General features: G+C 66.8%; 21 protein-coding genes and 1 pseudogene. 11 read left to right on the plus strand and 11 right to left on the minus strand.

The window, feature by feature from the left end:
* Positions 1 to 208 precede the first annotated feature (208 nt).
* The 3 genes from pstS to pstA are packed head-to-tail and all read left to right on the plus strand — an operon-like array spanning position 209 to position 3,277.
* Positions 209 to 1,321: a phosphate ABC transporter substrate-binding protein PstS gene (gene pstS / locus P6281_RS04580; RefSeq protein ID WP_014941334.1), complete on the plus strand. Its 1,113-nt coding sequence runs from the start codon at positions 209 to 211 to the stop codon at positions 1,319 to 1,321.
* A 6-nt stretch (positions 1,322 to 1,327) separates the two neighbouring features.
* Positions 1,328 to 2,326 (plus strand): phosphate ABC transporter permease subunit PstC, encoded by a 999-nt coding sequence (pstC, locus tag P6281_RS04585; RefSeq protein ID WP_014379265.1) that lies wholly within the window; start codon positions 1,328 to 1,330, stop codon positions 2,324 to 2,326.
* A gap of 48 nt (positions 2,327 to 2,374) precedes the next feature.
* Complete coding sequence (gene pstA, locus P6281_RS04590) at positions 2,375 to 3,277, plus strand: phosphate ABC transporter permease PstA (protein ID WP_008253952.1); 903 nt, start codon at positions 2,375 to 2,377, stop codon at positions 3,275 to 3,277.
* A gap of 15 nt (positions 3,278 to 3,292) precedes the next feature.
* Here pstA and ku read toward each other — a convergent pair whose 3' ends face one another.
* Together ku and P6281_RS04600 are read right to left on the minus strand one after the other, a co-directional pair.
* Positions 3,293 to 4,222, minus strand: coding sequence for a non-homologous end joining protein Ku (ku, locus tag P6281_RS04595; RefSeq protein ID WP_008253954.1), 930 nt, complete (start codon positions 4,220 to 4,222; stop codon positions 3,293 to 3,295).
* A 154-nt stretch (positions 4,223 to 4,376) separates the two neighbouring features.
* Positions 4,377 to 5,300, minus strand: a complete 924-nt coding sequence (locus P6281_RS04600) for a carbohydrate kinase family protein (protein ID WP_014383905.1) — start codon at positions 5,298 to 5,300, stop codon at positions 4,377 to 4,379.
* Between the two features lie 11 nt (positions 5,301 to 5,311).
* On the opposite strand from P6281_RS04600, the gene P6281_RS04605 reads away from it, so the two are divergent.
* Positions 5,312 to 7,579, plus strand: a complete 2,268-nt coding sequence (locus P6281_RS04605; protein WP_008253977.1) for an ATP-dependent DNA ligase — start codon at positions 5,312 to 5,314, stop codon at positions 7,577 to 7,579.
* On the plus strand, positions 7,576 to 9,528 hold the full coding sequence (locus tag P6281_RS04610) for a fumarylacetoacetate hydrolase family protein (RefSeq protein ID WP_008253979.1): 1,953 nt from the start codon (positions 7,576 to 7,578) through the stop codon (positions 9,526 to 9,528). The genes P6281_RS04605 and P6281_RS04610 overlap by 4 nt, the downstream gene beginning before the upstream one ends.
* Positions 9,529 to 9,532: 4 nt before the next feature.
* Here P6281_RS04610 and P6281_RS04615 read toward each other — a convergent pair whose 3' ends face one another.
* On the minus strand, positions 9,533 to 10,450 hold the full coding sequence (locus P6281_RS04615; RefSeq protein WP_014381878.1) for a class I SAM-dependent methyltransferase: 918 nt from the start codon (positions 10,448 to 10,450) through the stop codon (positions 9,533 to 9,535).
* 62 nt (positions 10,451 to 10,512) lie between these two features.
* Here P6281_RS04615 and P6281_RS04620 point away from each other — a divergent pair, with 62 nt between their 5' ends.
* Complete coding sequence (locus P6281_RS04620; protein ID WP_036396658.1) at positions 10,513 to 11,319, plus strand: enoyl-CoA hydratase/isomerase family protein; 807 nt, start codon at positions 10,513 to 10,515, stop codon at positions 11,317 to 11,319.
* 207 nt (positions 11,320 to 11,526) lie between these two features.
* Here P6281_RS04620 and P6281_RS04625 read toward each other — a convergent pair whose 3' ends face one another.
* From P6281_RS04625 to P6281_RS04640, 4 genes are all read right to left on the minus strand, one after another.
* Positions 11,527 to 12,393 (minus strand): LLM class flavin-dependent oxidoreductase, encoded by an 867-nt coding sequence (locus P6281_RS04625; RefSeq protein ID WP_324738628.1) that lies wholly within the window; start codon positions 12,391 to 12,393, stop codon positions 11,527 to 11,529.
* A gap of 99 nt (positions 12,394 to 12,492) precedes the next feature.
* Positions 12,493 to 13,257: an STAS domain-containing protein gene (locus P6281_RS04630; protein WP_202377964.1), complete on the minus strand. Its 765-nt coding sequence runs from the start codon at positions 13,255 to 13,257 to the stop codon at positions 12,493 to 12,495.
* Positions 13,258 to 13,637: 380 nt separating this feature from the next.
* Positions 13,638 to 14,615, minus strand: a complete 978-nt coding sequence (locus tag P6281_RS04635; protein ID WP_237394266.1) for a DUF4873 domain-containing protein — start codon at positions 14,613 to 14,615, stop codon at positions 13,638 to 13,640.
* A gap of 254 nt (positions 14,616 to 14,869) precedes the next feature.
* Positions 14,870 to 15,775, minus strand: coding sequence for an AurF N-oxygenase family protein (locus P6281_RS04640; protein WP_324738629.1), 906 nt, complete (start codon positions 15,773 to 15,775; stop codon positions 14,870 to 14,872).
* A 126-nt stretch (positions 15,776 to 15,901) separates the two neighbouring features.
* On the opposite strand from P6281_RS04640, the gene cobF reads away from it, so the two are divergent.
* From cobF to P6281_RS04660, 4 genes and pseudogenes are all read left to right on the plus strand, one after another.
* Complete coding sequence (cobF, locus tag P6281_RS04645) at positions 15,902 to 16,645, plus strand: precorrin-6A synthase (deacetylating) (protein WP_041785384.1); 744 nt, start codon at positions 15,902 to 15,904, stop codon at positions 16,643 to 16,645.
* A 4-nt stretch (positions 16,646 to 16,649) separates the two neighbouring features.
* Positions 16,650 to 16,892: pseudogene (locus tag P6281_RS04650) on the plus strand (DNA-formamidopyrimidine glycosylase family protein); the annotation flags it as partial.
* 153 nt (positions 16,893 to 17,045) lie between these two features.
* Positions 17,046 to 17,513, plus strand: coding sequence for a zinc finger domain-containing protein (locus P6281_RS04655; protein WP_237394267.1), 468 nt, complete (start codon positions 17,046 to 17,048; stop codon positions 17,511 to 17,513).
* 41 nt (positions 17,514 to 17,554) lie between these two features.
* Positions 17,555 to 18,304 (plus strand): SDR family oxidoreductase, encoded by a 750-nt coding sequence (locus P6281_RS04660; RefSeq protein ID WP_008253997.1) that lies wholly within the window; start codon positions 17,555 to 17,557, stop codon positions 18,302 to 18,304.
* A 7-nt stretch (positions 18,305 to 18,311) separates the two neighbouring features.
* Here P6281_RS04660 and pgi read toward each other — a convergent pair whose 3' ends face one another.
* Positions 18,312 to 19,976, minus strand: coding sequence for a glucose-6-phosphate isomerase (gene pgi, locus P6281_RS04665; RefSeq protein ID WP_014381885.1), 1,665 nt, complete (start codon positions 19,974 to 19,976; stop codon positions 18,312 to 18,314).
* A 113-nt stretch (positions 19,977 to 20,089) separates the two neighbouring features.
* Positions 20,090 to 20,410, minus strand: a complete 321-nt coding sequence (locus P6281_RS04670; RefSeq protein WP_080587981.1) for a chorismate mutase — start codon at positions 20,408 to 20,410, stop codon at positions 20,090 to 20,092.
* Positions 20,411 to 20,801: 391 nt separating this feature from the next.
* On the opposite strand from P6281_RS04670, the gene pcrA reads away from it, so the two are divergent.
* Positions 20,802 to 23,144 carry a DNA helicase PcrA gene (pcrA, locus tag P6281_RS04675; protein ID WP_324738630.1) on the plus strand — a complete coding sequence of 781 codons (2,343 nt, stop codon included), beginning with the start codon at positions 20,802 to 20,804 and terminating at the stop codon, positions 23,142 to 23,144.
* An 84-nt stretch (positions 23,145 to 23,228) separates the two neighbouring features.
* On the opposite strand, the gene P6281_RS04680 is transcribed toward pcrA, so the two are convergent.
* Both P6281_RS04680 and P6281_RS04685 read right to left on the minus strand, forming a co-directional pair.
* Positions 23,229 to 23,819, minus strand: coding sequence for a hypothetical protein (locus P6281_RS04680; RefSeq protein ID WP_179945066.1), 591 nt, complete (start codon positions 23,817 to 23,819; stop codon positions 23,229 to 23,231).
* A gap of 1 nt (position 23,820) precedes the next feature.
* A complete protein-coding gene (locus P6281_RS04685; protein WP_324738631.1) occupies positions 23,821 to 24,873 on the minus strand; it encodes a M23 family metallopeptidase in 1,053 nt (350 codons plus the stop codon).
* Positions 24,874 to 24,887: the final 14 nt, after the last annotated feature.

Consider the following 24,887-nt stretch of genomic DNA (forward strand, 5'->3'; position numbering starts at 1 on the left):
TTGCTGACGAACACCGGCCAGGCGACGTCGCGGTGTGCTGCGGCCGACGTCGCGACCCCCCGCCGACGCGTTCAGCGGTGATCGCCGAAAAGTTTGCTCAACGTTCAATTGTTACTGTTACGTTCGTGGCCGCGATACCGGCTGGTCGGCGCGCTACGGTTAACTGACCGGCCGCGACCATGTTTCATCCCTACCGTGAGGAAGCGAATTGAAACTCAACCGATTTGGCGCCGTGCTGAGTGCCTTGAGCGTTACTGCGCTGGCGTTGTCGGGGTGCGGCAGCGACAACAACGGGTCCGGCGCCAGTGCGCCGACCGGCTCGTCGTCGGGCAAGGTGAATTGTGGCGGGAAGAAGGCCCTCAAGGCCAGCGGGTCGACGGCCCAGGCCAACGCGATGACCCGCTTTGTCAACGCGTTCGAGCAGGCCTGCCCCGGCCAGACGCTGAACTACACGGCCAACGGATCCGGTGCGGGAATCAGCGAATTTAACGGCAACCAAACGGATTTCGGTGGTTCTGACTCGCCGCTGGCGGCCAACGAATACGCCGCCGCGCAGCAGCGGTGCGGTTCGCCGGCCTGGAATCTGCCGGTCGTTTTCGGCCCGATCGCCATCACCTACAACGTGACGGGCCTGAACTCGCTCAGCCTCGACGGCCCCACGGCCGCCAAAATCTTCAACGGCTCGATCACAACGTGGAACGACCCCGCGATTCAGGCCCTCAACCCCGGTGCCACATTGCCCGACGTGCCGATTCACGTCGTCTTCCGCAACGACGAGTCCGGCACCACCGACAATTTCCAGAAATATCTCGACGCCGCCGCGGACGGAGCATGGGGCAAGGGCGCCGGAAAGACCTTCAAGGGCGGCGTCGGTGAGGGAGCCAAGGGCAACGACGGCACGTCGGCGGCGATCAAGGCCACCGAAGGATCCATCACCTATAACGAATGGTCGTTTGCCCAGGCACAGAAACTGAACATGGCCAAGATCATCACCTCGGCCGGCCCGGACGCGGTGTCGATCAGCGCCGAATCGGTGGGCAAGACGATTGCTGGGGCCAAAATCTCCGGCCAGGGCAACGACCTGGTGCTCGACACGCTGTCGTTCTACAAACCCAAGCAGGCCGGTTCCTACCCGATCGTGCTGGCGACCTACGAGATCGTGTGCTCGAAGTACCCCGACTCCGGGGTCGGTGCGGCGGTGAAGGGATTCCTGCAAAGCACCATCGGCGCCGGGCAAAATGGCCTGGCCGACAATGGCTACATTCCGATCCCCGACGCGTTCAAGGCGAGGCTGTCTTCTTCGATCAACGCCATCACATAACCTGAGGTGGTCGTGACACGAGGAACAGCAACCAGCCCGTCGACCGCGGAAAAACCGGCATCAACGGCGCTGAATGCACGCGTGTCGCGGCGGGGCGACCGGATCTTCAAGCTGGTCGCCGCGGCCGCTGGTTCCACGATCGTGGTCGCCATCCTGTTGATCGCGGTGTTCCTGTTGCTGCGCGCCCTGCCGTCGTTGCGCGTCAATCACGCAAACTTCTTCACCAGCGCCGAGTTCAGCACCAGCAACCCCCACAACCTGGCCTTCGGCATCCGTGACCTGCTCATGGTCACGGTGCTCAGTTCGCTCACCGCGCTGGTGCTGTCCGTGCCCATCGCGGTCGGTATCGCCGTGTTCCTCACCCAATACGCGCCGAAGCGGCTGGGGCGCCCGTTCGGCGCGGTGGTGGACCTGCTGGCCGCGGTGCCGTCGATCATCTTCGGGCTCTGGGGAATCTTCGTCCTGGCCCCCCGGCTCGAGCCGGTCGCGGCGTTTCTCAATCGGCACCTCGGATGGTTTTTCCTGTTCAAACAGGGCAACGTGTCGTTGGCCGGCGGCGGCACCATCTTCACCGCCGGCGTCGTGCTCTCGGTGATGATCCTGCCGATCGTCACGTCGGTCTCGCGCGAGGTGTTTCGGCAGACCCCCCACATCCAGATGGAAGCGGCGCAGGCGCTGGGCGCCACCAAGTGGGAGGTGGTGCGGATGACCGTGCTGCCGTTCGGCCGCAGCGGCGTCATCGCCGCCTCGATGCTGGGGTTGGGACGCGCGCTGGGCGAGACCGTGGCTGTGCTGATCATTCTGCGTTCGGCCGCCCGCCCGGGGAATTGGTCGCTGTTCGACGGTGGCTACACGTTTGCCTCCAAGATCGCGTCGGCGGCCGCGGAGTTCAGCGCACCGCTGCCCACCGGGGCGTACATTTCGGCGGGATTCGCCCTGTTCGTGCTGACGTTTATCGTCAACGCGCTGGCCCGCGCGATCGCCGGCGGCAAGGTCAACGGATGACGCGCGCCGCGACGATGCAGAGCGAAGCGATGAGGAGAAGCGGCGCTCATGACGGTTGACGCGCTCGACCGGCCGGTCAAGGCCGAGGTGTTCAGGCCGCTCAGCTTCCGGCGGCGGATCACCAACGGCGCCGCGACGATCTTCTTTCTCACCTCGTTCCTCATCGCGCTGGTGCCGCTGTTCTGGGTGCTGTCGATCGTGGTCGCACGGGGCTGGTACGCCGTGACCCGGTCGGGGTGGTGGACCCACTCGCTGCGCGGCGTGCTGCCCGAACAGTTCCTCGGCGGCGTCTATCACGCGCTGTACGGGACGCTGGTGCAGGCCGGGGTGGCCGCCGTGCTGGCCGTGCCGCTGGGCCTGATGACCGCGGTCTTCCTCGTCGAATACGGTTCTGGCCGCCTGGTGCGGCTGACCACCTTCATGGTCGACGTGCTGGCCGGGGTCCCCTCGATCGTCGCGGCCCTGTTCATCTTCAGCCTCTGGATCGCCACCCTGGGCTTCCAGCAGAGCTCTTTTGCGGTGTCGCTCGCGCTGGTCTTGCTGATGCTGCCGGTGGTGGTGCGCTCCGCCGAGGAAATGCTGCGGCTGGTGCCCGACGACCTGCGCGAGGCCAGCTACGCGCTGGGTGTGCCGAAATGGAAGACCATCGTTTCGATCGTCTTTCCGATCGCGATGCCCGGCATCGTCTCGGGCATCTTGTTGTCCATCGCGCGGGTGATCGGCGAAACCGCGCCGGTGCTGGTGCTGGTCGGCTACAGCAGGTCGATCAACTTCGACATCTTCCACGGCAACATGGCCTCGCTGCCGCTGCTGATCTACACCGAGCTCACCAACCCCGAACACGCCGGATTCCTGCGGATCTGGGGTGCGGCGCTGACGCTCATCATCATGGTCGCCGTGATCAACGTCGTCGCCGCGGCCACCCGATTTCTGGCGACCCGCAAACGCTGACCGAGGCGCGTCGGGTCAGGACTTCGAGGCCGCTTTCTTGGCCGGAGTCTTCTTGGCGGCGGTCTTTTTCGCGGGTGCCTTCTTGGCGGCGGTCTTCTTCGCTGCGCTCTTTTTCGCGAGCGCCTTTTTCTCCGCTGCCTTGCCGTTGCCTCCACCGGAGCGCGCCTTCACGCTGGCCTCCAGCTTGGCCAGCAGATCGGAGACGTCTTCGGTCTCATCCAGCTCCTTGGGCTGCTCCTCGGTGGTAAACGCCTCTCCGCCTTCGAGTTTGGCTTGGACCAGCTCGTGCAGCTGCTCCTGGTAGTCGTCGTGGTAGCGGTCGGGGTTGAACTCCTCGGCCATCGAATCAACCACCTGCCCCGCCATTTTGAGCTCGGCGGGTTTGACCTCAACCTTCTTGTCGAGGATCGGGAAGTCCGGATCACGAATCTCGTCGGGCCACAACAACGTATGGATGACCATCACGTCGCGCTTGCCGAAGTCCTTGACCCGCAACGCCGCCAGCCGGGTCTTGTTGCGCAGCGTGAAGTGCACGATCGCCATCCGGTCCGTCTCCGCAAGCGTCTTGGCCAGCAGCACATAGGATTTCGACGATTTGGAGTCGGGCTCCAAAAAATAGCTGCGGTCGAACAGCATCGGATCCACATCGCTGGCCGGCACGAACTCCAGCACTTCGATCTCGCGGCTGCGTTCCTCGGGCAGCGTGGCGATGTCGTCGTCGGTGATGATGACCATCTGGCCGTCATCGGATTCGTAGGCCCGGGCGATGTCACGGTATTCGACGACTTCGCCGTCCACCTCGCACACGCGCTGGTATCGGATGCGGCCGTTGTCCTTGGCGTGCACCTGGTGGAACTTGATGTCGTGGTCCTGGGTGGCGCTGTACACCTTGACCGGGACGTTCACCAGCCCGAACGCGATGGAACCCTTCCAGATGGAGCGCATGTAAGTCAGTATGCCCACACTGTTCGCTGCCTAACAGCACCCCCGCCGCCGCGCCGCTGTTCAAAAGCCCGCGCCCGTAACGCCACGGCGAGATTGTCCTCGAATTTTCGCCGTGGCGTTACATCCGCGAGCGAAAGGGCCGCGCTCGAAGACACTAGCGGCGACGGTTTGCTTGGGCCCGCAGCGCGGCGCGATCGGGGAGGTCGGCGCCGGACCGCGAGACCGTCACCGCCGACGCCAGGCTGGCGGCTTGTAGTGCCGCCGTGAGCGCGTCGAGCCCGACCCGGCTCAGGGCGGCGCGGCGGTCGGCGCCCAACAGACCCAATTCCCACAGCGCATCGAGCAAACCGGCCATGAAGGCGTCGCCGGCACCGACGGTGTCGACCACCCGGACCGGCCTGGCCGCCACCCGGACATCGCCGGCCGCGCAGAACGCCACGGCGCCCCGGGCGCCCAGCGTCAGGACGACGATCGCGGGTCCCGACGCCAGCCACCCCCGGGCCGTGCGCTGCGGCTCGCGGTCGGGATCGATCCACTTCAAGTCCTCGTCACTGACCTTGACGATGTCGCTGCGCTCGACCAGGTGTGCGATGCGGGCCTGCGCGGCGTCACGGTCGGGAATCAGCGACGGTCGCACGTTGGGATCGAAGCTCACGGTGGCCGAGACGCGGTAAGCCTCGAGCAGCGCGGCGACCGCCAGGCACCCCGGTTCGCGCACGGCGGCGATCGACCCGGTGTGCACCAGCAGCGGCGGTGCCACCTCGGGCGTACCGGAAAGCCGCCATTGCAGATCGAATGTGTAAGCGGCCGAGCCGTCGTCGGCGATCGTCGCGACCGCGGCCGGCGTGCGTTCGGCCGAGACACTTCCCGGAACGAGTTGCACACCAGAGGATTTCAGGTCCGCGGCGATGCGCTGGCCGGATTCGTCGTCCGCGATATGGGTCAAGAAGTCGACGTGACGACCCAGCCGGGCCAGCCCGACCGCGACGTTGAGGGGGCTGCCGCCGACGTGCTCGACGGCGCCGCGCCGTTCGACCCTGTCGATCAGCGCTTCACCGATGACCAGCGCGCCGCCCATAGACTCAGAGTATGAGTCCGACGGCGGGGCCACGGGTCAAGCTGACCAACGCCGAAAAAGTGCTGTATCCCGCCACCGGAACCACCAAGAGCGACATCTTCGACTACTACACGCGGATCGCCGAGGTGATGATCCCGCACATCGCCGGGCGTCCGGCCACGCGCAAACGCTGGCCCAACGGCGTCGAACAGGAATCCTTCTTCGAGAAGCAACTCGCCGCGTCGGCACCCGACTGGCTGCCGCGCGCCAGCGTGACCCATCGATCCGGAACGACGACCTATCCGATCATCGACGACCCCACCGGCCTGGCCTGGATCGCCCAACAGGCGGCGTTGGAGGTTCACGTTCCGCAGTGGCGGTTCGTCGCCGAGTGGACCCGCAGCCGGGCCGAAGAACTCAAGCCCGGGCCGGCGACGCGATTGGTGTTCGACCTCGACCCCGGCGAAGGCGTGACGATGGCGCAGATGTCCAAGGTGGCGCGCGCCGTGCGCGACCTGATCGCCGGGATCGGGCTGAGAACCTTCCCGCTCACCAGCGGCAGCAAGGGACTGCATCTGTATGCGCCGCTCGACGAGCCGGTGAGCAGCAAAGGCGCCACGGTGTTAGCCAAACGCGTTGCGCAACAGCTGGAAAAGACGATGCCCAAGCTTGTCACGTCGACCATGACCAAGAGCCTGCGGGCGGGGAAGATCTTTTTGGACTGGAGCCAGAACAACGGCTCCAAGACGACCATCGCACCGTATTCCCTGCGCGGACGCGAACATCCCACCGTCGCGGCGCCGCGCACCTGGGACGAACTCGACGACCCGTCGCTGCGCCAGCTGCGGTATGACGAAGTGCTGTCCCGGGTCGCGCGCGACGGCGACCTGCTTGCAGAGCTGGACGAGGACGCTCCGGTGCCGGATCGGTTGACCAAGTACCGCAGCATGCGCGACGCGTCGAAAACCCCCGAGCCGGTTCCGGCGGCGAAACCCGCTGTCGGCCAAGGAAATACCTTCGTCATCCAGGAACACCACGCGCGACGCCTGCACTACGACTTCCGGCTGGAGCGCGACGGCGTGCTGGTGTCCTGGGCGGTGCCCAAAAACCTGCCCGAAACCACGTCGGTGAACCACCTGGCGGTCCACACCGAGGACCATCCGCTGGAATACGGCGGGTTCGAAGGCGTCATCCCCAAGGGCGAATACGGCGCGGGCAAGGTGATCATCTGGGACTCCGGAACCTACGACGCCGAAAAGTTCCTTGACGACGAGGTCATCGTCAACCTGCACGGCAGCAAGATCTCCGGACGCTACGCGCTGATTCAAACCAATGGCGACCAGTGGTTGGCACATCGGATGAAGGACCAGAAGGTCTTCGAGTTCGACACCATCGCACCCATGCTGGCCACCCACGGTTCGGTGACGGCCCTGAAGGCAGGTCAGTGGGCGTTCGAGGGCAAATGGGACGGTTACCGGCTTCTGATCGAGGCCGACCACGGTGCCTTTCGGGTGCGGTCGCGACGCGGTCGCGAAGTCACCCAGGAATACCGCGAACTGCGTTGGCTGGCAGACGATCTCGCCGACCATCACGTGGTGCTCGACGGGGAGGCCGTCGTCCTGGACTCCTCCGGGGTGCCCAACTTTCACGAGATGCAAAACCGTGGACGGGGCTCACGGGTCGAATTCTGGGCGTTCGACCTGCTCTACCTCGACGGCCGCTCGTTGCTGCGGGCCCGCTACCGGGATCGGCGAAAACTGCTGGAAATGTTGGCCGCCGGCAGCAGGCTCATCGTCCCCGACCTACTGCCCGGCGACGGCAGGGAGGCGCTGGAGCACTCCGCGGAGCGCGGTTGGGAGGGGGTGATCGCCAAGAAGCGCGACTCCACCTATCAGCCGGGCCGCCGCTCGTCGTCGTGGATCAAGGACAAGCACTGGAACACCCAGGAAGTCGTCATCGGCGGTTGGAAAGCCGGGGAAGGCGGACGCAGCAGCGGCATCGGCTCGCTGCTGATGGGTATCCCAACCGCGGGCGGACTGCACTTCGCCGGGCGCGTCGGCACCGGGTTCACCGACCGCGACCTGGCAAACTTGAAGAAGACGCTGGCACCGCTGCACACCGACGAATCCCCCTTTGACCCACCGCTTCCCAGGAGCGAAGCGCGCGGCGTGACGTATGTGCGGCCGGAGCTGGTCGGGGAGGTGCGCTACAGCGAGTGGACCCCGGATGACCGGTTACGCCAATCGAGTTGGCGCGGACTACGACCGGACAAGGAGGCGAGTGAGGTGGTGCGCGAGTGAAATGGGTTACCTATCAAGATGTTTCGGGCGCGGAACACGTCGGCGTGGTCTCGGGCGACACGATCTATGCGATGCCACCGGGCGTGACGCTGCTCGATCTCGTCGCCCGCGGTTCCGAGGGATTGCGGCAGGCGGGGCAGGATGCGCAGCGATCCCCGGCGGCGGTGGCACCGCTGGCGGAGGTGCGATTGCTGGCGCCGATTCCACGCCCGCCGTCCATCCGTGATTCCCTGTGCTTCCTCGACCACATGCGCAACTGCCAGGCCGCGCTGGGCGCCGGGCGCACCCTCGGCGACTCCTGGTACCGCATACCGGCCTTCTACTTCGCCTGCCCGGCAACCGTTTTGGGTCCGTACGACGACGCCCCCACGGCGCCCGGAAGCGCGTGGCAGGACTTCGAATTGGAGATCGCTGCCGTGATCGGGACCGGGGGCAAAGATCTCACGGTCGAAGAGGCGGAGCAGGCGATCATCGGCTACACCATCTTCAACGACTGGTCCGCCCGCGATCTGCAGCAGATGGAGAGCCAACTGGGGATCGGGCAAGGCAAGGGCAAAGACAGCGGGGTCACGTTGGGCCCGTACCTGGTGACCCCCGACGAGCTCGAACCGTATCGCCACCCCTCCTATCCGGGCAGATTGGACCTGCGGGTCACCGCCCTGGTCAACGACGTCGTCATCGGTTCCGGGTCGACCGCCCAGATGGACTGGACCTTCGGCGAGGTCATCTCCTATGCCTCGCGCGGCGTCACCCTCTCGCCCGGCGACGTCATCGGCTCCGGGACCGTGCCGACCTGCACGCTGGTCGAGCACCTCAATCCGGCGGCCCTGGAATCGTTTCCGGGCTGGCTGCACGACGGCGACATCGTCACGCTCCAGGTCGAAGGGCTGGGAGAGACCCGGCAAACCGTGCGGGCCAGCGGTGCCCCGCACCCGCTGGCGGTGCGGCCGAATCCGGACGCCGCTCCCGCCCCGCCGCGAGTCAACCCGGCCCGCGCGCGGGTGCCCTACACCCGCGGGCTGCACGAGGTCGGCGGCCGGGTGTGGGCCTGGACCCTGCCCGACGGCGGCTACGGATGGAGCAACGCCGGGCTGATCGCCGGCGACGGGGCGTCGCTGCTGGTGGACACCTTGTTCGACCTGGCGTTGACCCGCGAAATGCTCACCGCGATGCGGCCGCTCACCGCGTCCGCGCCGATCACCGACGCGGTGATCACGCACTCCAACGGGGACCACACACACGGCAACCAACTGCTCGATCCCTCGGTGCGCATCATCGCCGCGCGCGGCACCGCCGAGGAAATCGAACATGGGATGGCCCCGGAGATGCTCGCCATGGCGCAGACCGCCAACCTCGGGCCGGTCGCCACGCCGTACACACGAGAACGCTTCGGGCACTTCGACTTCAGCAACATCAAGCTGCGCAATGCGGATCAGACGTTCGAGCGCAACCTTGCCGTCGAGGTAGGTGGGCGGCGCATCGATGTGCTGAATCTGGGTCCCGCGCACACCGCCGCCGACTCGGTGGTGCATGTACCGGACGCGGGGGTGTTGTTCGGCGGCGACCTGTTGTTCATCGGCTGCACGCCCATCGTGTGGGCCGGCCCGATCGCCAACTGGGTCGCCGCCTGTGACGCGATGATCGCGCTGGACGCGCCGACGGTGGTACCCGGCCACGGCCCGGTCACCGATCCGGATGGGATCCGTGCTGTGCGTGGCTATCTCATGCATGTCGCCGAACAGGCCGAGGCCGCCTACCACAAGGGGCTGTCGTGGGCGGAGGCCGCCGACACCATTGATCTCGGTGAGTACGCGTCCTGGCTGGACGCCGAGCGCGTCGTCGTCAACGTCTATCAGCGCTACCGCGAACTCGACCCGCAGACACCGCAATTGGAGGTCATGGGCCTGCTCGTGATGCAGGCTGAGTGGCTGGCCAAACGGGCTGTGTGACGCTTCAGGTCCGCACCGCGCGGACGAAGCTGATCGTGGCGGCGGGCGCCTGGTGCTCGGCTTCCCCCAAGTCCGGCAGGCCCGCCGCCGAAAACAGGTCGGAGAGCCGGAATTCGGTGGTCTCCCATCCGTTGGCCCGCAGATGCGCGGCCACGTCGGTGTGCTCCCCCGGATAGGTCAACGCGGTGATGTCCAGGTCGAGCCCCTGCCGTCGCCACCCCTCGGCCATGAGCCGGGATTTCTCCAGCGCCTCCGGCGACGTGCCGGCCACGGCCCCGAAATCGGCGGCGAACCGGCTGCCCTCGCTGGACAGCGGAATGATGGCATCCAGCAGCCGCACCTCGGCGTCGGGCGGAAGGAATCCGATCAGCACTCCCTCGGCCAGCCACGCCGTCGGCTTGCTCGGGTCAAAGCCCGACGCCTGCAGGGCCGCCGGCCAATCCTCGCGCAGATCGACACCCACGGTGCGCAGCTCGGCGGTTGGGGCCGCGCCGATCTCGGCCAGCGTGGCGGTCTTGAACGCGATCACCTCCGGCTGATCGATCTCGTACACCGTGGTCCCCGCGGGCCACGGCAGCCGGTAGGCGCGGGAATCCAGCCCCGACGCCACGATCACGACCTGGCGCAGGCCGGCCTGCCCGGCCGCGGCGAAATAGTCGTCGTAAAACAGCGCCCGGGCGGCGAAGGTGTCGACGAACCGCGAAAACCCGACCCCCTCTTCGATGTCGGAGGAATCGAGTTCGCCGGTCGCCAGCTTGGTGAACAGGTCCAGGCCGGCGGCGCGCACCAGCGGCTCGGCGAATTCATCGGTGATGACCGGTTGCGGCCGCCTGGTGGCGGCCGCCCGGGCCGCGGCCACCATGGTGGCGGTGGCGCCCACGCTGTTGGCCAGGTCCCAGGTGTCGCCCTCGCTTCGTGCCATGGCTGCTCCTTCGATGTGTGGCCCAACCACGGTATGCCCGATCGGTCGCCTACGGTCTCGGTATGCCTTCAGTGAACCTGGAAACCCTCGAGGACAACATCGCCTGCATCACCCTGAACCGGCCCGAACGCCTCAACGCGATCGATGGGTCGTTGATCGACGGCGTCGACGACGCGTTGGACGCGCTCAGCGCGGGCGAGTTCAGGGTGGCGATCCTGACGGGTGCCGGGCGGGGATTTTGCGCCGGTGCGGATTTGAGCGGCACCGGGCAGCCGTGGACGCAGAACAAGCCGACCACCCCGGCGTTCAAGGTCACCTACGACGCTCAGGTCCGGCTGGCCAACCTGTACACCCGGATCTACGAGCTGGACATCCCGGTGATCGCGGCGGTCAACGGTGTCGCCGTCGGGGGCGGCCTGGCGTTCACGTTGGTCAGCGACATCCGGGTCGCCTCGGATCAGGCCCGGTTCGGTTCGGTGTTCATCAAGGCCGGCTTCTCGTCGATGGACATGGGCACCAGCTACCTGCTGCCGAAGATCGTCGGCGCCGGCGTGGCACGCGAACTCATGCTCACCGGCCGCATCATCGACGCGGCCGAGGCCTATCGCATCAAGCTGGTGCATGAGGTGGTCGCGCCCGACGACCTGATGCCCGCCGCGCTGAGGCTAGCCCGCTCGATCGCCGAGAACAACGCTTATGGCGTGTGGCAGACCAAGATTGGGCTCAATGCCGCGCTGGACGCGCCCAGCCTCCGCCATGCCATCGAGATCGAGAACCGCACCCAGGTCCTCAGCGGTTTCACCAACAACCCGGTTGAGGCCGCCAAGGCTCACCAGGAGAAGCGCGCGCCCAGGTGGGATCCGCTGTGACGAGATAGCGCCCGGCTTGCGCCGCGCTTGCGACCACCGCTTGCCCGATGGCGGCGGCCCGCTGCGCCCGGCTTGCGCCGCGCTTGCGACCGCCGCTTGCCCGATGGCGGCGGCCCGCTGCGCCCGGCTTGCGCCGCGCTTGCGACCGCCGCTTGCCCGATGGCGGCGGCCCGCTGCGCCCGGCTTGCGCCGCGCTTGCGACCGCCGCTAAAGCTTCGCGATTACGTTCTCGGCGAACATCTCCAGGTTGCGGATCTTGTTCTCCAGCGGCTCCGTGTCCTTGCCCTTGACATAGGGGATGCGGAAGCCGACGATGACGTCGGTGACGCCCTTGTCCTCAAGCCGCTTGATGCCGTCGGGGGTGTAGGCGTCGGCGGAGATGACGTGGATCTCGAAAGGCCCGGTCTTGCCGGCTTCTTCGCGGAAACGCTTGAGCTTGGCGAGCAGCTGGTCGAGTTCTTCGGGGTCACCGCCGCCGTGCATCCAGCCGTCCAGGCGGGCCGCGCGCCGCAGCGCCGCGTCGGCGTGACCGCCGATCAGGATCGGGACGGGCTTGGTGGGCGCGGGCGTCATCTTGGTCTTGGGAATGTCGTAGAACTCGCCGTGAAATTCGAAGTACTCACCGGAGGTGAGACCCTGGATGATCTCGATGCATTCGTGCATCCGCTTGCCGCGCTTGGCGAACGGGACTCCCAGCAGTTCGTAGTCCTCGGGCCACGGGCTGGTGCCCACACCGAAACCCACCCGATTGTCGGTCATCGCGGCGAGCGACCCAATTTGCTTGGCCACCAACGCCGGTGGCCGGATGGGCAGCTTGAGGACGAAGAAATTGAACCGCAGCTTCGAGGTGACCGCCCCCAATGCCGATGTCAGCACGAAGGTTTCGATGAACTCCTTGCCGTCCAGGAACTCGCGGTTGCCGTCCGGGGTGTAGGGGTACTTCGAGTCGGATTCGAACGGGTAGGCGATGCTGTCGGCGATCGTCATGGCGTCGTAGCCGGCCGCCTCGGCCGCCTTGGCCAGCGGGACGTAGAACCGAAAGTCAGTCATCGCCTCTGCGTAGGTAAACCGCACGTCATCTGCCTTCCTGAAGGGGTCGTCCCACGACATTAGAACGTGTTCTAGTTTCAGCACAACCGCCAGATGGGTGTGGCTAGAACTGGTTGGAACGAGTCAGAGCTGGTTCTCGGGGCCGATGACCGCCCACACCGTTTTGCCGGACCCCGTCGGCGTGCTGCCCCACGTGCGGGACAACGCGTCGACGATCGCCAGGCCGGAGACGTCGATGCCCTTCGCTGGAGACGGAAGCCGCACGGCGGGCGTGTTGCTGGCATCGGAGACCGCGATGGTCGCCGTCGTGCCCTGCGCCTCGAGCCGCATCACCGGGACGCCGGCGGTGTGTTCCAGCACGTTCTCCACGAACACGTTGACGACCACCAACGCGACGGGGATGAGCTTGGCCTGCGACCACGTGGTGAGCCACTCGCGGACCAGCCGCCGCGACTCGCGCAGGCTGGTCAGGTCGGCGGGCAGCTGCGCGTCGGCGCGCCGCACGGCACGACGGCCGTTCTGCCCGAGCGACTTCATCGCCGCCTTCTGGCTCGAATACACCGGCATGAAGTGCGCGATCCCGCTGCGCGTAATCGCCTCGCGGGTCGCCCGATTGCTGCAGACGAAGACGATCGGAACGTGGGCCGCCCTGCCGATCTGCCAGTAGGCGCCCATAAAGGTCGACCATGCCGGTTCGGCGTTCAGCTTGAGGCCGGAGACGTCGAGGATGACGGCGGAAGCCGCGTCGGATGTCGCCTTGATGAGGCGGTCGCGCAGTGCGGTGGAATTGGCGGCGTCAAGCACGCCGTCGACGGTCAGAACGGCGATCGAATCATCCGTTCGCGTCGCGACGGCCAGTGAGCTGGCCGACTCAGCCACCGGGCTCATCCCAGCTCGATCGGGACGTCCGGTTTCATTTCCCGCTCCTTGTGTGTTCTGCCGGGCCGACTGCTTGAGTATCCGCCCTCAGCGGCAAAAGTCTAGTTCGCGGCGAGCCCGCTTCGATGCACCGAAAAGCGGCAGGCCGCGATCCCGATCCCCCCGGACTCATGCCGCAGCCCCGCATCGAATGAATCATGCGCCCCCCTCCGTGCCCGTCGCGGCGTCGGTCCGCACCGCCCCGCACGCACAATGGAGTTCATTGCCCAACACGCGCTGTTCCACGGGATTACCACATAGGGGGCGCGGCCAAACTTTCTGGTATGGCCTGAAAACAGGTCGTCTCCTGCAGAAATGCGCTGGCCTTCGTCAGCAGCCGCGGTGCCCGTTCACCCGTTGCTCAGCGCGTAGGGGGGAGCGCCCACGCCCGCAACCGAGTGCGTGCCCCAGGGTGTCCGTTCGACGATGCGCGCCGGCGCACTGCGCTCACCCACCGTCAGCGTGGCCGTCCGCGCCTGCTTGAGGTCGTCGGACGGCGAACCGAACACGGTTCCCTGCCAGTGGTAGCGACCGTCGATCGGGTCCAGATGGCCGGTGAGCCGGACTCGTACCGGATGACGGCTTCCGGCGATCTCCAGCATGGCGGTGCCGTCGTAGGCGTCGTCGCCGGCCGGCGCGCTGGCCGAAAGGTCGAAGGCGGACGCCGCCGGTGGCGGCTCGATCGGTCGCAGCTGGGCGCGTTCGTTGAAGACATGCTGGCTGCTGGCGCGCACCTCGATGCGGAGGCTGCCGGTGCGCTGCATGAGCTTCAGGCACTCCACGATGTAGCGGGCTTGCGCGTCCGGGTCGGGACCGGTGATGAAGAAGTAGTTGGGGAACCCGCGCACCGCCACCCCGCAAAACGGCTCCATGCCGTCGTGCCAGGCCTCTCGGATGGGCAGCCCTCCCGCGCCGGTCAGCGTCTCGTCGGCGACGTGATCGGCGATCGAGAATCCGGTGCCGTAGACGATGGCGTCGACGCTGTGGTGGACACCATCGCCGGTGCGCACCCCCAACGGGGTCACCGTCTCGACCGCCGACGAAGCGATCACCACCGACGGCCGCGACGCGCTCGGGCGGGTGTGGCGGCGCAGCCAGCGCGCGACGCGGGTAGACCACAGCGGCACCTCGGTGACCACACGGCGGGGTGCGCGGGCAAAGACGGTGACGGATGCCGCGGCTTCGACCAGCCGGCCGAGGTGGTAGCCGGCAGCGGCATCGGTGCCGATGACCGCGATGCGCTTGCCGGACGGATCAAACGCCGGCTCCCACGCCGCCGCGTGAAACGACTCGCCGCGAAACTCGTCACGCCCGGCAAGGTGCGGCACCCACGGAACGTAGACGTCTTCACCCGCGGCGACGACGACATCGGCCCGCACGATCTCGCCACCGGCCGTGGTCAACAGCCAAGTGTCGGAGGCGTCGTCGAACCGCGACCGGAGGACGTCCTGGCCGGGCCGGTCGAGCAGGACCAGGTCGGTGAAGCCGGCCCCCGACAACGCATCACAGGCGCTCTGACCGCCGACCCCCGCGCCGACAATGGCCGTGTGGCAACGTGATTCGCTGCCGGGACGCGAAGCCGTCACAGAAACCTGCTGCGCTTCCAGCCGCGGCGCGCGAAGCGGCCCATCAGGCCTACCTCGGTGAGAAACGCCGCCAGTGGAGCGAAGCCGGCGACCTGAACGTCACGGCGATGCGGGCTGGTGCGCGCGGTCTTTCGGGCCCGCTGCGGGTCGAGACCCGTTCGAGCATAGGGGACCGGGTTGCTGAACAGATAGTTGAAGAAGTAGCCGCCCAGCCCGTTGATGTTGGCCATGAACCAGCGGTTGAACCGAGGCATTTCGGCGACGCGTTTGCGCGCGCCATCGCGCGCGAATTGGATGTGACGCGCCTCTTCGGTCACGTGAATGCGCATGAGCCGCTGAATGATTGGCTGCAGCTCGGGGTCGTCCATCATCTGTCGCTGCAGCGAGTCGAAGATCTCCTCGCCGATCAGGGCGGCCACCCACAGCATCGACCCGCGCTGAAACGCCAGCGGAAGCATGTTGATGATCATCCGGTGAAACAGCCGGGGGCGCACCGGTTTTGCGCCGACGCGCTCGATGGCCTTGCCGAACATGACCATGTGACGGGTCTCGTCGCCCAGTTCGGTCAGCTTGTAATGCGTCGAGTTACTGGTCAGGTCTTCGTGCAGGATCGTGCGCAGCAACGACTGGTTGAGCATGTTCTCGAACCAGATCCCGGCCGAGAGGGTGTTGACCAATTCCTGGCGGGACAACTCGATCTGCTGTTCGCGGGTCATCTCGTCCCACATCGGGGTGCCGTACAGCGACACCAACCGCGGCGGCAGATAGAACTTGTCCGGGTCGAGCGGAGCGTCCCAGTCGATGTCGACGACGGGCTCATAGGACTTTTTGACCGAGCCCTTCAGCAAGCGCTCGGAGAACTCTTCACGGCTCGGCCCACCTGGCTTCAGCGACGTGGTCATCCCTGGCGTCCCTCCATTGGGTGCTTAGACGGTACCCATGGTACTGGGTACTTCAGGTCCCGACTAGGCCTATTCGGTATCGATTCGGCAATGTGGTTGAGCAGCGACGCGAGTCAGGAGAGTTCATTGGGCCGGCACATCCACGTCATCGGCATTGGCGCCGGCGATCCCGACTATGTGACCGTGCAGGCGATCGAGGCGCTCAACGACACGCAGGTGTTTTTCGCGATGGACAAGGGCGACCAGAAAAGCGACCTGGTGGCGCTGCGCCGCGAGATCTGCGCCCGGTTCATCCGCGAACCGGGCTACCGGTTCGTCGAGTTGGCCGACCCCAGGCGCGCAGATCACGCCGAGTACCGCGACGCCGTCGCGGAGTGGCATGCCGCGCGCGCGCAGATCTGGGCCGACGCCATCTCGGCCGAGCTGGGTCCGCACGGCGTCGGCGCATTCTTGGCCTGGGGCGACCCGTCGCTCTACGACAGCACCCTGCGCATCCTCGACGCTGTTGCCGCGCAGGTCGATTTCACGTTCGACGTGATCCCCGGCATCACCGCCATACAGGCGCTGACCGCCCGGCATCGCATCCCGCTCAACGGGGTCGGCGAACCCGTCCTGATCACCACCGGCCGGCAGCTGCGCGCGCACGGATTGGCCGGCGATGCGGTCGTAATGCTCGACGCGGACTGCTCGTTCAACACGTGCCCGCCTAACACCCGCATCTGGTGGGGCGCCTACCTGGGCACCGACGACGAACTGCTCATCGCCGGCACGGTCGGCGAAGTGGGACCCCGCATCGTTTCGCAGCGGGCCGAGGCGCGCGCCCGGCACGGCTGGATCATGGACACCTATTTGCTCCGACCGGCAGACTGAAACCGTGCCCGAACTGCCCGAGATCGAAGCGCTGGCCGATCATCTACGGCGCAACGCCGTGGGCCTGACGGTCGGCCGCGTCGACATCGCCGCCCTGTCCGTCCTGAAGACCTTCGACCCGCCGATCAGCGCGCTGCACGGCCAGACCGTGGTCGGGGCCGACCGCTGGGGCAAATACCTGGGGCTGCGGACGGACGACCTCTACCTGGTCGCCCACTTGTCCCGGGCGGGCTGGTTGCGGTGGTCCGACACGCTGGCCGCGGCGCCGCTGCGCCCCGGCAAGGGCCCGATCGCGCTGCGCGTGCACCTGGGCACGCCCGGTGAGGCGCCCGGCTTCGACCTCACCGAGGCCGGCACCCAGAAGCGGCTGGCGGTGTGGCTGGTAAGCGACCCGCAGCAGATCCCACAGATCGCCTCCCTCGGGCCGGACGCGCTGGACCTCGGCCCCGACGACCTGGCCCGCGTTCTGGCGGGCAACACCGGGCGGATCAAGACCGTCATCACCGACCAGAAGGTGATCGCCGGCATCGGCAACGCCTACAGCGACGAGATCTTGCACGTCGCGAAGATCTCGCCGTTCGCCACCGCCGGCAAGCTGTCCGAGAAGCAGCTCGCCGCATTGCACGACGCCATGGTCACCGTGCTCACCGACGCGGTGAGCCGCTCCGTCGGCCAGGGCGCGGCCACGCTCAAGGGCGAGAAGCGCTCCGGATTGCGCGTGCACGCCCGCACGGGACTGCCCTGCCCGGTGTGCGGGGACACCGTGCGCGAAGTGTCATTCGCGGACAAGTCTTTTCAGTATTGTCCGACGTGTCAGACCGGAGGCAAGGTCTTGGCCGACCGGCGGATGTCGCGTTTGCTGAAGTAGTCGCCCGTCCGGGACTTGACACCTGTCGATATGCTGCCCCGATGACTCGCCAGAAGATCCTCATCACCGGCGCCAGCTCCGGGCTGGGCGCCGGCATGGCGCGCGCCTTCGCCGCCAAGGGCCGCGACCTCGCCCTGTGCGCGCGTCGCACCGACCGGCTCGAGGAGCTCAAAGCCGAGCTGACGCAGAAGTATCCGGGCGTGACGATCGCCGTCGCCGCGCTGGACGTCAACGACCACGAGGCCGTCCCCAAAGTGTTTGCCGAACTCAGCGACGAGCTGGGCGGCATCGACCGCATCATCGTCAACGCCGGCATCGGCAAGGGCGCCAAACTCGGCTCCGGCAAGCTGTGGGCCAACAAGGCGACCCTCGAGACCAACCTGGTGGCCGCGCTGGTGCAGATCGAGACCGCGCTGGAGATGTTCAACAAGAACGGTTCGGGCCACCTGGTGCTGATTTCGTCGGTGCTCGGCAACAAGGGCGTGCCGGGCGTCAAGGCCGCGTACGCGGCCAGCAAGGCCGGCCTGAGCTCGCTGGGCGAATCGTTGCGCGCCGAATACGCCAAGGGACCCGTCAAGGTGTCGGTCATCGAACCCGGCTACATCGAGTCGGAGATGACGGCCAAGTCGAACAGCACAATGTTGATGGTGGACAACGAAACTGGCGTCAACGCGCTCGTCGCCGCCATGGAGCGGGAGCCCGGGCGGGCGGCGGTGCCGTGGTGGCCGTGGGCGCCGCTGGTGCAGCTGATGCGGGTGCTGCCGCCTCAGCTGACCAAGATGTTCGCCTGAGGACCGATCAGCTGGTCCGGCCTCGTTCGCTGCGGTAGCGGCGGACCAGGGCATCGGTCGAGCTGTCCGATTGCGGCGCCGGGGAGGCGTCCGCGGTGAGCACCGGCAGCAGGGCTTTGGCCTGAGTTTTGCCCAGCTCCACGCCCCACTGGTCGAACGAGTCGATTCCCCAGATGACGCCCTCGGTGAAAACCTGATGCTCGTAGAGCGCGATCAGCTGGCCCAGCACCGACGGGGTGAGCCGGTCGGCCAGGATCGAGGTCGACGGCCGGTTCCCCGGCATCACCTTGTGCGGCACGATATCGGCGGGCGTGCCTTCGGCGGCGATCTCCTCGGCGGTCTTGCCGAAGGCCAGCACCTGGGTCTGCGCGAAGAAGTTGCTCATCAACAGGTCGTGCATGCTGCCGTCGCCCTCGGCGGTGGGCAGGTCGTCGATGGGTTGGCTGAAACCGATGAAGTCGGCCGGCACCAACCGGGTGCCCTGATGCAGCAACTGATAGAAAGCGTGCTGGCCGTTGGTTCCCGGTTCGCCCCAAAAGATTTCACCGGTGTCGGTGGTGACCGGGCTGCCGTCCGCGCGGGTCGACTTGCCGTTGGACTCCATGGTCAGCTGCTGCAGGTAGGCCGCGAACCGCGCCAAGTCGTTGGAGTACGGCAGCACCGCGCGCGACTGCGCGCCCATGAAGTTGGAATACCACAGGCCGATAAGGCCAAGTAGCACAGGAGCATTGGACTCCAGCGGGGCGGTCTTGAAATGCCGGTCGACGATGTGGAATCCGGACAGGAAGTCCGCGAACGCTTCCCGGCCGATGGCGGCCATCACCGACAGGCCGATCGCCGAATCCACCGAGTAGCGGCCGCCGACCCAATCCCAGAACCCGAACATGTTGTCGGTGTTGATCCCGAAGTCGTCGACGAGGCGCTTGTTGGTGGAGACGGCCACAAAGTGCTGGGCCACCGCGGCGTCGCCGAGGGCGTCGGTGACCCAGCGGCGCGCTGCGGTGGCGTTGGTCAGGGTTTCCAGAGTCGAGAACGTCTTCGATGCCACAATGAAAAGCGTTGTGGCGGGGTCCAAGTCGGCCAGGGTGGCGATCAGGTCGGCGGGGTCGACGTTGGAGACGAAGCGCGCCGAGATGCCCGCATCCGCGTAGTGGCGCAGGGCCTGGTAGACCATCACCGGGCCGAGGTCCGATCCGCCGATGCCGATGTTGACCACGGTGCTGATCCGTTTGCCGGTCGCTCCGGTCCATTCACCGCTGCGCAACCGGTCGGTGAAGTCGCCCATCCGGTCCAGCACGGCATGCACGTCCTCGACGACGTTTTGACCGTCGACGGTCAGTTCGGCGTCCCGGGGTAGCCGCAGCGCGGTGTGCAGCACCGCCCGATCCTCCGAGGTGTTGATGTGGACACCGGCGAACATCTGGTCGCGGCGCTGTTCGAGGTTGGCGGTGCGGGCCAGATCGACCAAGAGCCGCAGCGTTTCTCGCGTGATCCGATGCTTGCTGTAGTCGATGTAGAGGTCGCCGACCGAGACGGTCAGCTCGCGGCCGCGGTCGGGGTCCTCGTCGAAGAACTGGCGCAGATGGGTGGCGCCGATGCGTTCATGGTGTCTGCGCAGGGCGTCCCACGCGGGGGTTGCGGTGATGTCGGGGAGGGTGTGCAGGGAAGTCATTGGCGTCGCTCCTCTTCATCGCTTCGCTCTGCATCGTCGCCGACGCGGGCCGTCATGCTTCGACCCTATGGGCTCTGACGTGAAGGAGCCAGGTGTGGGGGCGAGCGCCGGGCTCAGTGACCGAGCCGGCCCCTACCCAGCCGCAGCAACAGTATCGCCAGGTCCTTGCCGTCGGGGCCGAGCTCGCTGTAGCGCTCGATGACCTTCATCTCGCGGCTGTGGACAAGTCGCGTCCCGCCGGATGCCATCCGGGCCTTGCCGATCGCTTGTGATACCTCGGTGCGCCGTTTGACCGCGGCGAGGATCTCGGCGTCCAGCCGATCGATCTCGAGACGTAGGTCGTCGATGTCGGTGGCCCCTTGGGTCTCCACCGTCTCGATGTTCATCCCTGTTGCCTCCGCGCCTTCGTCGTGATGTGTGGGTTCTGGACTCATGCAGTATCGGGCCTCACTGAAGACGAGCCCCGGGCGCCGAAGGCGGGTCCGGGGCTCTGCGGAAGCAGTTAGACCACGGGCACCGCGGACCGGCACCCGTAGGGAAATCGGCGGCGCCACTCCGGGGTCGAGGAGCGTCGTCGACACTGCACATTGAGCACGAAATGAGTGTGCCATTAAAAACGGTGGGCGCGCAAAAAAACATGTTTAAGCTGCGCTTTTTGGACTTGGGTGCAATTACGGCACCGGCACGAGAACGGGGTCGAAGAATGCGTTCCGACACGCCCATTCTCCGGTGGCCCGCGGGGCGCGATCCAGGCCGGCCGAGCCACTAGCCTGGTTTGATGCCTGGGCGCTTTGTGTCACTGGGCGGCGGTAAGTTTGGACTGACATGAGTGTGCACGCAACAGATACCAAGCCGGCCTCGGAAGCCGATCAACTGCTCGAGGGGCTCAACCCGCAACAGCGCCAGGCGGTGGTGCACGAGGGCTCCCCGCTGCTGATCGTCGCCGGGGCGGGTTCGGGCAAGACCGCGGTGTTGACGCGTCGCATCGCCTACCTGATCGCGGCCCGCGGCGTGGGGGTCGGCCAGGTGCTGGCGATCACCTTCACCAACAAGGCCGCGGCCGAGATGCGGGAGCGGGTGGTGCGGCTGGTCGGTAACCGGGCCCGCGCCATGTGGGTGTCCACCTTTCACTCGACCTGCGTGCGCATCCTGCGCAACCAGGCGTCCCTGATCGAAGGCCTCAACTCCAACTTTTCGATCTACGACGCCGACGATTCGCGGCGGCTGTTGCAGATGATCGGGCGCGACATGGGCCTCGACATCAAGCGCTACTCGCCGCGGCTGTTGACCAACGCCATCTCCAACCTGAAGAACGAGCTGATCGACCCCGCCGACGCGGTCTCCAAGCTGACCGACGATTCCGACGAGTTGTCGCGCACGGTGGCGAGCGTCTACGGCGAGTATCAGCGCCGGCTGCGGGCGGCGAACGCGCTGGACTTCGACGACCTGATCGGGGAAACCGTGGCGGTGTTGCGGGCTTTCCCGCAGATCGCCCAGCATTACCGGCGGCGGTTCCGGCATGTGCTCGTCGACGAGTACCAGGACACCAACCACGCCCAGTACGTGCTGGTGCGGGAACTGGTGGGCCGCGGCGGCACAGAAGCACCGGCATCGTCCGACGATGTGCCGCCCGCCGAGTTGTGCGTGGTCGGCGACGCCGACCAGTCGATCTATGCGTTCCGCGGCGCCACCATCCGCAACATCGAGGACTTCGAACGCGACTACCCCGACGCGACAACCATTCTGCTGGAACAGAATTACCGGTCGACGCAGAACATTTTGTCGGCGGCCAACTCCGTGATCGCCCGCAATTCCGGGCGCCGGGACAAACGCCTGTGGACCGCCGAAGGCGCCGGCGAATTGATCGTCGGCTACGTCGCCGACAACGAGCACGACGAGGCCAGATTCGTCGCCGAGGAGATCGACGCACTCGCCGACAAGGGCGAGATCACCTACAACGACGTCGCCGTCTTCTATCGCACCAACAACTCGTCGCGGTCGTTGGAAGAGGTCTTCATCCGCGCCGGGATTCCGTACAAAGTCGTTGGGGGAGTGCGGTTTTACGAGCGCAAGGAGATTCGCGACATTGTCGCCTATCTGCGGGTGCTGGACAACCCCGGGGATGCGGTCAGCATGCGGCGCATCCTCAATACCCCGCGACGGGGCATCGGAGATCGCGCCGAGGCTTGCGTGGCGGTGTACGCCGAGAACACCGGGGCCAGCTTCGCCGACGCACTCGTCGCCGCGGCCGAAGGCAAAGTGCCGATGCTGAATTCCCGCGCGGAGAAGGCGATCGCGGGTTTCGTCGAGCTTCTCGACGAGCTGCGCGGCCGCCTGGATGACGATCTCGGGGATCTCGTCGAGTCTGTGCTCGAACGCACCGGGTACCGCAGGGAGCTGGAATCCTCCAGCGATCCCCAGGAACTGGCGCGGTTGGACAACCTCAACGAACTCGTCAGTGTCGCACACGAATTCAGTACCGACCGGGCGAACGCCGACGCGCTGGACGAGTCGCTGCACACGCCCGAAGACGAGGACGTGCCGGATACCGGTGTGCTGGCGGAGTTCTTGGAAAGGGTGTCGCTGGTTTCCGACAGCGACGAAATCCCCGAGGACGGCGCCGGCATGGTCACGCTGATGACCCTGCACACCGCGAAAGGCCTCGAGTTTCCGGTGGTGTTCGTCACCGGGTGGGAGGACGGGATGTTCCCCCACATGCGGTCATTGGACGACCCGACCGAACTGTCCGAGGAGCGGCGGCTGGCCTACGTGGGCATCACCCGGGCCCGCCGGCGGCTGTACCTGAGCAGGGCCATCGTCCGCTCCTCCTGGGGGCAGCCCATGCTCAACCCGGAATCCCGTTTCTTGCGGGAGATTCCGCAAGAACTGATCGATTGGCGCCGCACCGCGCCGGCGCCGTCGTTCAGCGCGCCGGTGAGCGGCGCCGGACGATTCGGCCCGCCGCGCGCGGCGCCCACTCGTTCCGGGATGAGCAAACGACCGCTGCTGGTGCTCGAACCCGGCGACCGGGTGACCCACGACAAGTACGGCCTGGGACGGGTCGAAGAAGTTTCCGGCGTCGGCGAATCGGCGATGTCGCTGATCGACTTCGGCAGCTCGGGACGGGTCAAGCTGATGCACAACCACGCCCCGATCAGCAAGCTCTAATCGGGCGAGAATACAGCGCGTCGAACGTGCACCCTGGGCGAGAAATCGGCGAAATCTTCGCCGCCAGAACACGTTCGGCGAAGGTCAGGCGTCCAGCCAGCGTTTGGTTTGCGGCAGCATCACCAGCACCGCCGTGGAGATCGGCAACAGCGGCAGCAGGTGCACGACCCACGCCACACGGGCGCCGGCGATGAACACGCCGATATAGGTGAGGAAAGCGACGAGCGCGCCGGCCAACAGGAGGTAGCGGCTGACCGGTCGGCGCTGCAGCAGCGCGATCACACCCGTCACCGTGGTGGCGCCGAACACCAGGGCGAGAAACGCCACCGCGATGCAGAACAGGCGATCGGTCCGCCACCAGCCGGCGATCAGATCGGTGGCCACCACCGACGTGGCCCATCCGCTGAGAATGCTGACCGCGCAGGCGGCGACAGCCGTGCGATCGCTGGGTTCCAGGGCCGGCACTCCGGCATAACCCGTCCGTCCCGCACGCGGGCCGCCCCGGGACGTCGGGGTCGGTGGAACGAATTGACTAGTAGGGGAGTCCGGCGTGGTGGGGATCGGTCCGGTCGGCGCGCGGCGGATGATCCGCGTCCGTGAATCGGAGGTAGATGAGGGCTCCGCAGTGGGCTCGGACGGAGGCGGACCGGAAGGTTGTTCGTTCGGCGCGGTCACCTCAACCAGCGTAGTTGCCGACCATAAGACCACGCTTAGCCAGCCACGGCACCGGATCGATCCGCTCGGTGCCGCCCTGCAGGACCTCGAAATGCAGGTGTGGGCCGGTCGAATTGCCCCGGTTGCCCATGGTGGCGATTTGATCGCCGGCCATCACGCGCTCGCCGACGCTGACGAGGGCGGTGTTGATGTGACCGTAGAGCGTGACCGTGCCGTCGGCGTGCCGCAGCTTGACCAGCATCCCGTAGCCGCCGGCCGGTCCGGCTTCGATGACGACGCCGTCGGACACGGCCAGGATCGGCGTGCCGATCGAGTTGGCCAGGTCGATGCCGGCGTGCAGCACGCCCCAGCGGTAACCGAAGTTGGAGGTGAAGATGCCCTTGGTCGGCATCACGTAGAGCGGTTGCTGCAAGCGCGCCTCGCGCTCGGCGCGGTCGTTGGCGAAGGCCACACCCCGGGCGAGTTCCTGGTTGTGCAGCGCCGCGGTGGCCGCGGGCTCCACCGCGATCACCTGGGGGCCTCGGACGGTGTTGCTGCCCGACCCGCCGGTGAGCGCGGACGCGTTGGCGGTCAGCACCGCCTCGGTCTTGGGGGTGTCGGCGTGGCTGGTGGCCGTGTGGGCGGCCGCGGCGGCGGCGCCGGCGGCCATCGCCGAGATCAGCAGGCGACCGCGGGCCGCGCTGGTGGGTTGCTTGCGGTGCTGTCCTCCGCGGCGGGCGGCGCCGACGACGTCGGTGGCGCGCGCGTGATCGAGGCGGCGCTCGGTGTGGGGCTCGACGGGGACCCGCGACAACGCCTCGGGGGCGGGGGCGGCCAGCCACCGAGGCCTCAGGTCGTCGACCTCGTGGAGGTCGTCGAGCTCCGGCGCTAGCAGGACCTGCGCTTCGTTGTCGAACGTCGAGTCGTTGCTGAAGTCCAGGCCGGCGTGATCGCCGACGTCGTCATAGGAATCGCTGAAATCAAGGTCATCGAAGTCGAAGCCGTCGAGCGGAAGGATCTCCGTGACTTCGGTGCGATGGGGCTCCGCCGACCGGGCGCCTGCCGCGCGACTCACCCTCAAGATGCCTG

Origin of the sequence: Mycobacterium sp. 5-140-3-2 (assembly GCF_035666375.1) — a bacterium.
In the GTDB taxonomy this organism is placed as follows: Bacteria; Actinomycetota; Actinomycetes; order Mycobacteriales; family Mycobacteriaceae; genus Mycobacterium; species Mycobacterium intracellulare.

Excerpts from the sequence above, each read along its gene's own strand:
- P6281_RS04670 (WP_080587981.1), bottom strand. The coding sequence starts at position 20,410 with ATGAGTCCAGAACCCACACATCACGACGAAGGCGCGGAGGCAACAGGG.
- P6281_RS04660 (WP_008253997.1), top strand. The coding sequence starts at position 17,555 with ATGACTCGCCAGAAGATCCTCATCACCGGCGCCAGCTCCGGGCTGGGC.
- pgi (WP_014381885.1), bottom strand. The coding sequence starts at position 19,976 with ATGACTTCCCTGCACACCCTCCCCGACATCACCGCAACCCCCGCGTGG.
- P6281_RS04640 (WP_324738629.1), bottom strand. The coding sequence starts at position 15,775 with ATGACCACGTCGCTGAAGCCAGGTGGGCCGAGCCGTGAAGAGTTCTCC.
- P6281_RS04600 (WP_014383905.1), bottom strand. The coding sequence starts at position 5,300 with ATGGGCGGCGCGCTGGTCATCGGTGAAGCGCTGATCGACAGGGTCGAA.
- pcrA (WP_324738630.1), top strand. The coding sequence starts at position 20,802 with ATGAGTGTGCACGCAACAGATACCAAGCCGGCCTCGGAAGCCGATCAA.
- pstA (WP_008253952.1), top strand. The coding sequence starts at position 2,375 with ATGACGGTTGACGCGCTCGACCGGCCGGTCAAGGCCGAGGTGTTCAGG.
- ku (WP_008253954.1), bottom strand. The coding sequence starts at position 4,222 with ATGCGCTCCATCTGGAAGGGTTCCATCGCGTTCGGGCTGGTGAACGTC.
- P6281_RS04605 (WP_008253977.1), top strand. The coding sequence starts at position 5,312 with ATGAGTCCGACGGCGGGGCCACGGGTCAAGCTGACCAACGCCGAAAAA.
- P6281_RS04620 (WP_036396658.1), top strand. The coding sequence starts at position 10,513 with ATGCCTTCAGTGAACCTGGAAACCCTCGAGGACAACATCGCCTGCATC.
- P6281_RS04630 (WP_202377964.1), bottom strand. The coding sequence starts at position 13,257 with ATGAGCCCGGTGGCTGAGTCGGCCAGCTCACTGGCCGTCGCGACGCGA.
- P6281_RS04615 (WP_014381878.1), bottom strand. The coding sequence starts at position 10,450 with ATGGCACGAAGCGAGGGCGACACCTGGGACCTGGCCAACAGCGTGGGC.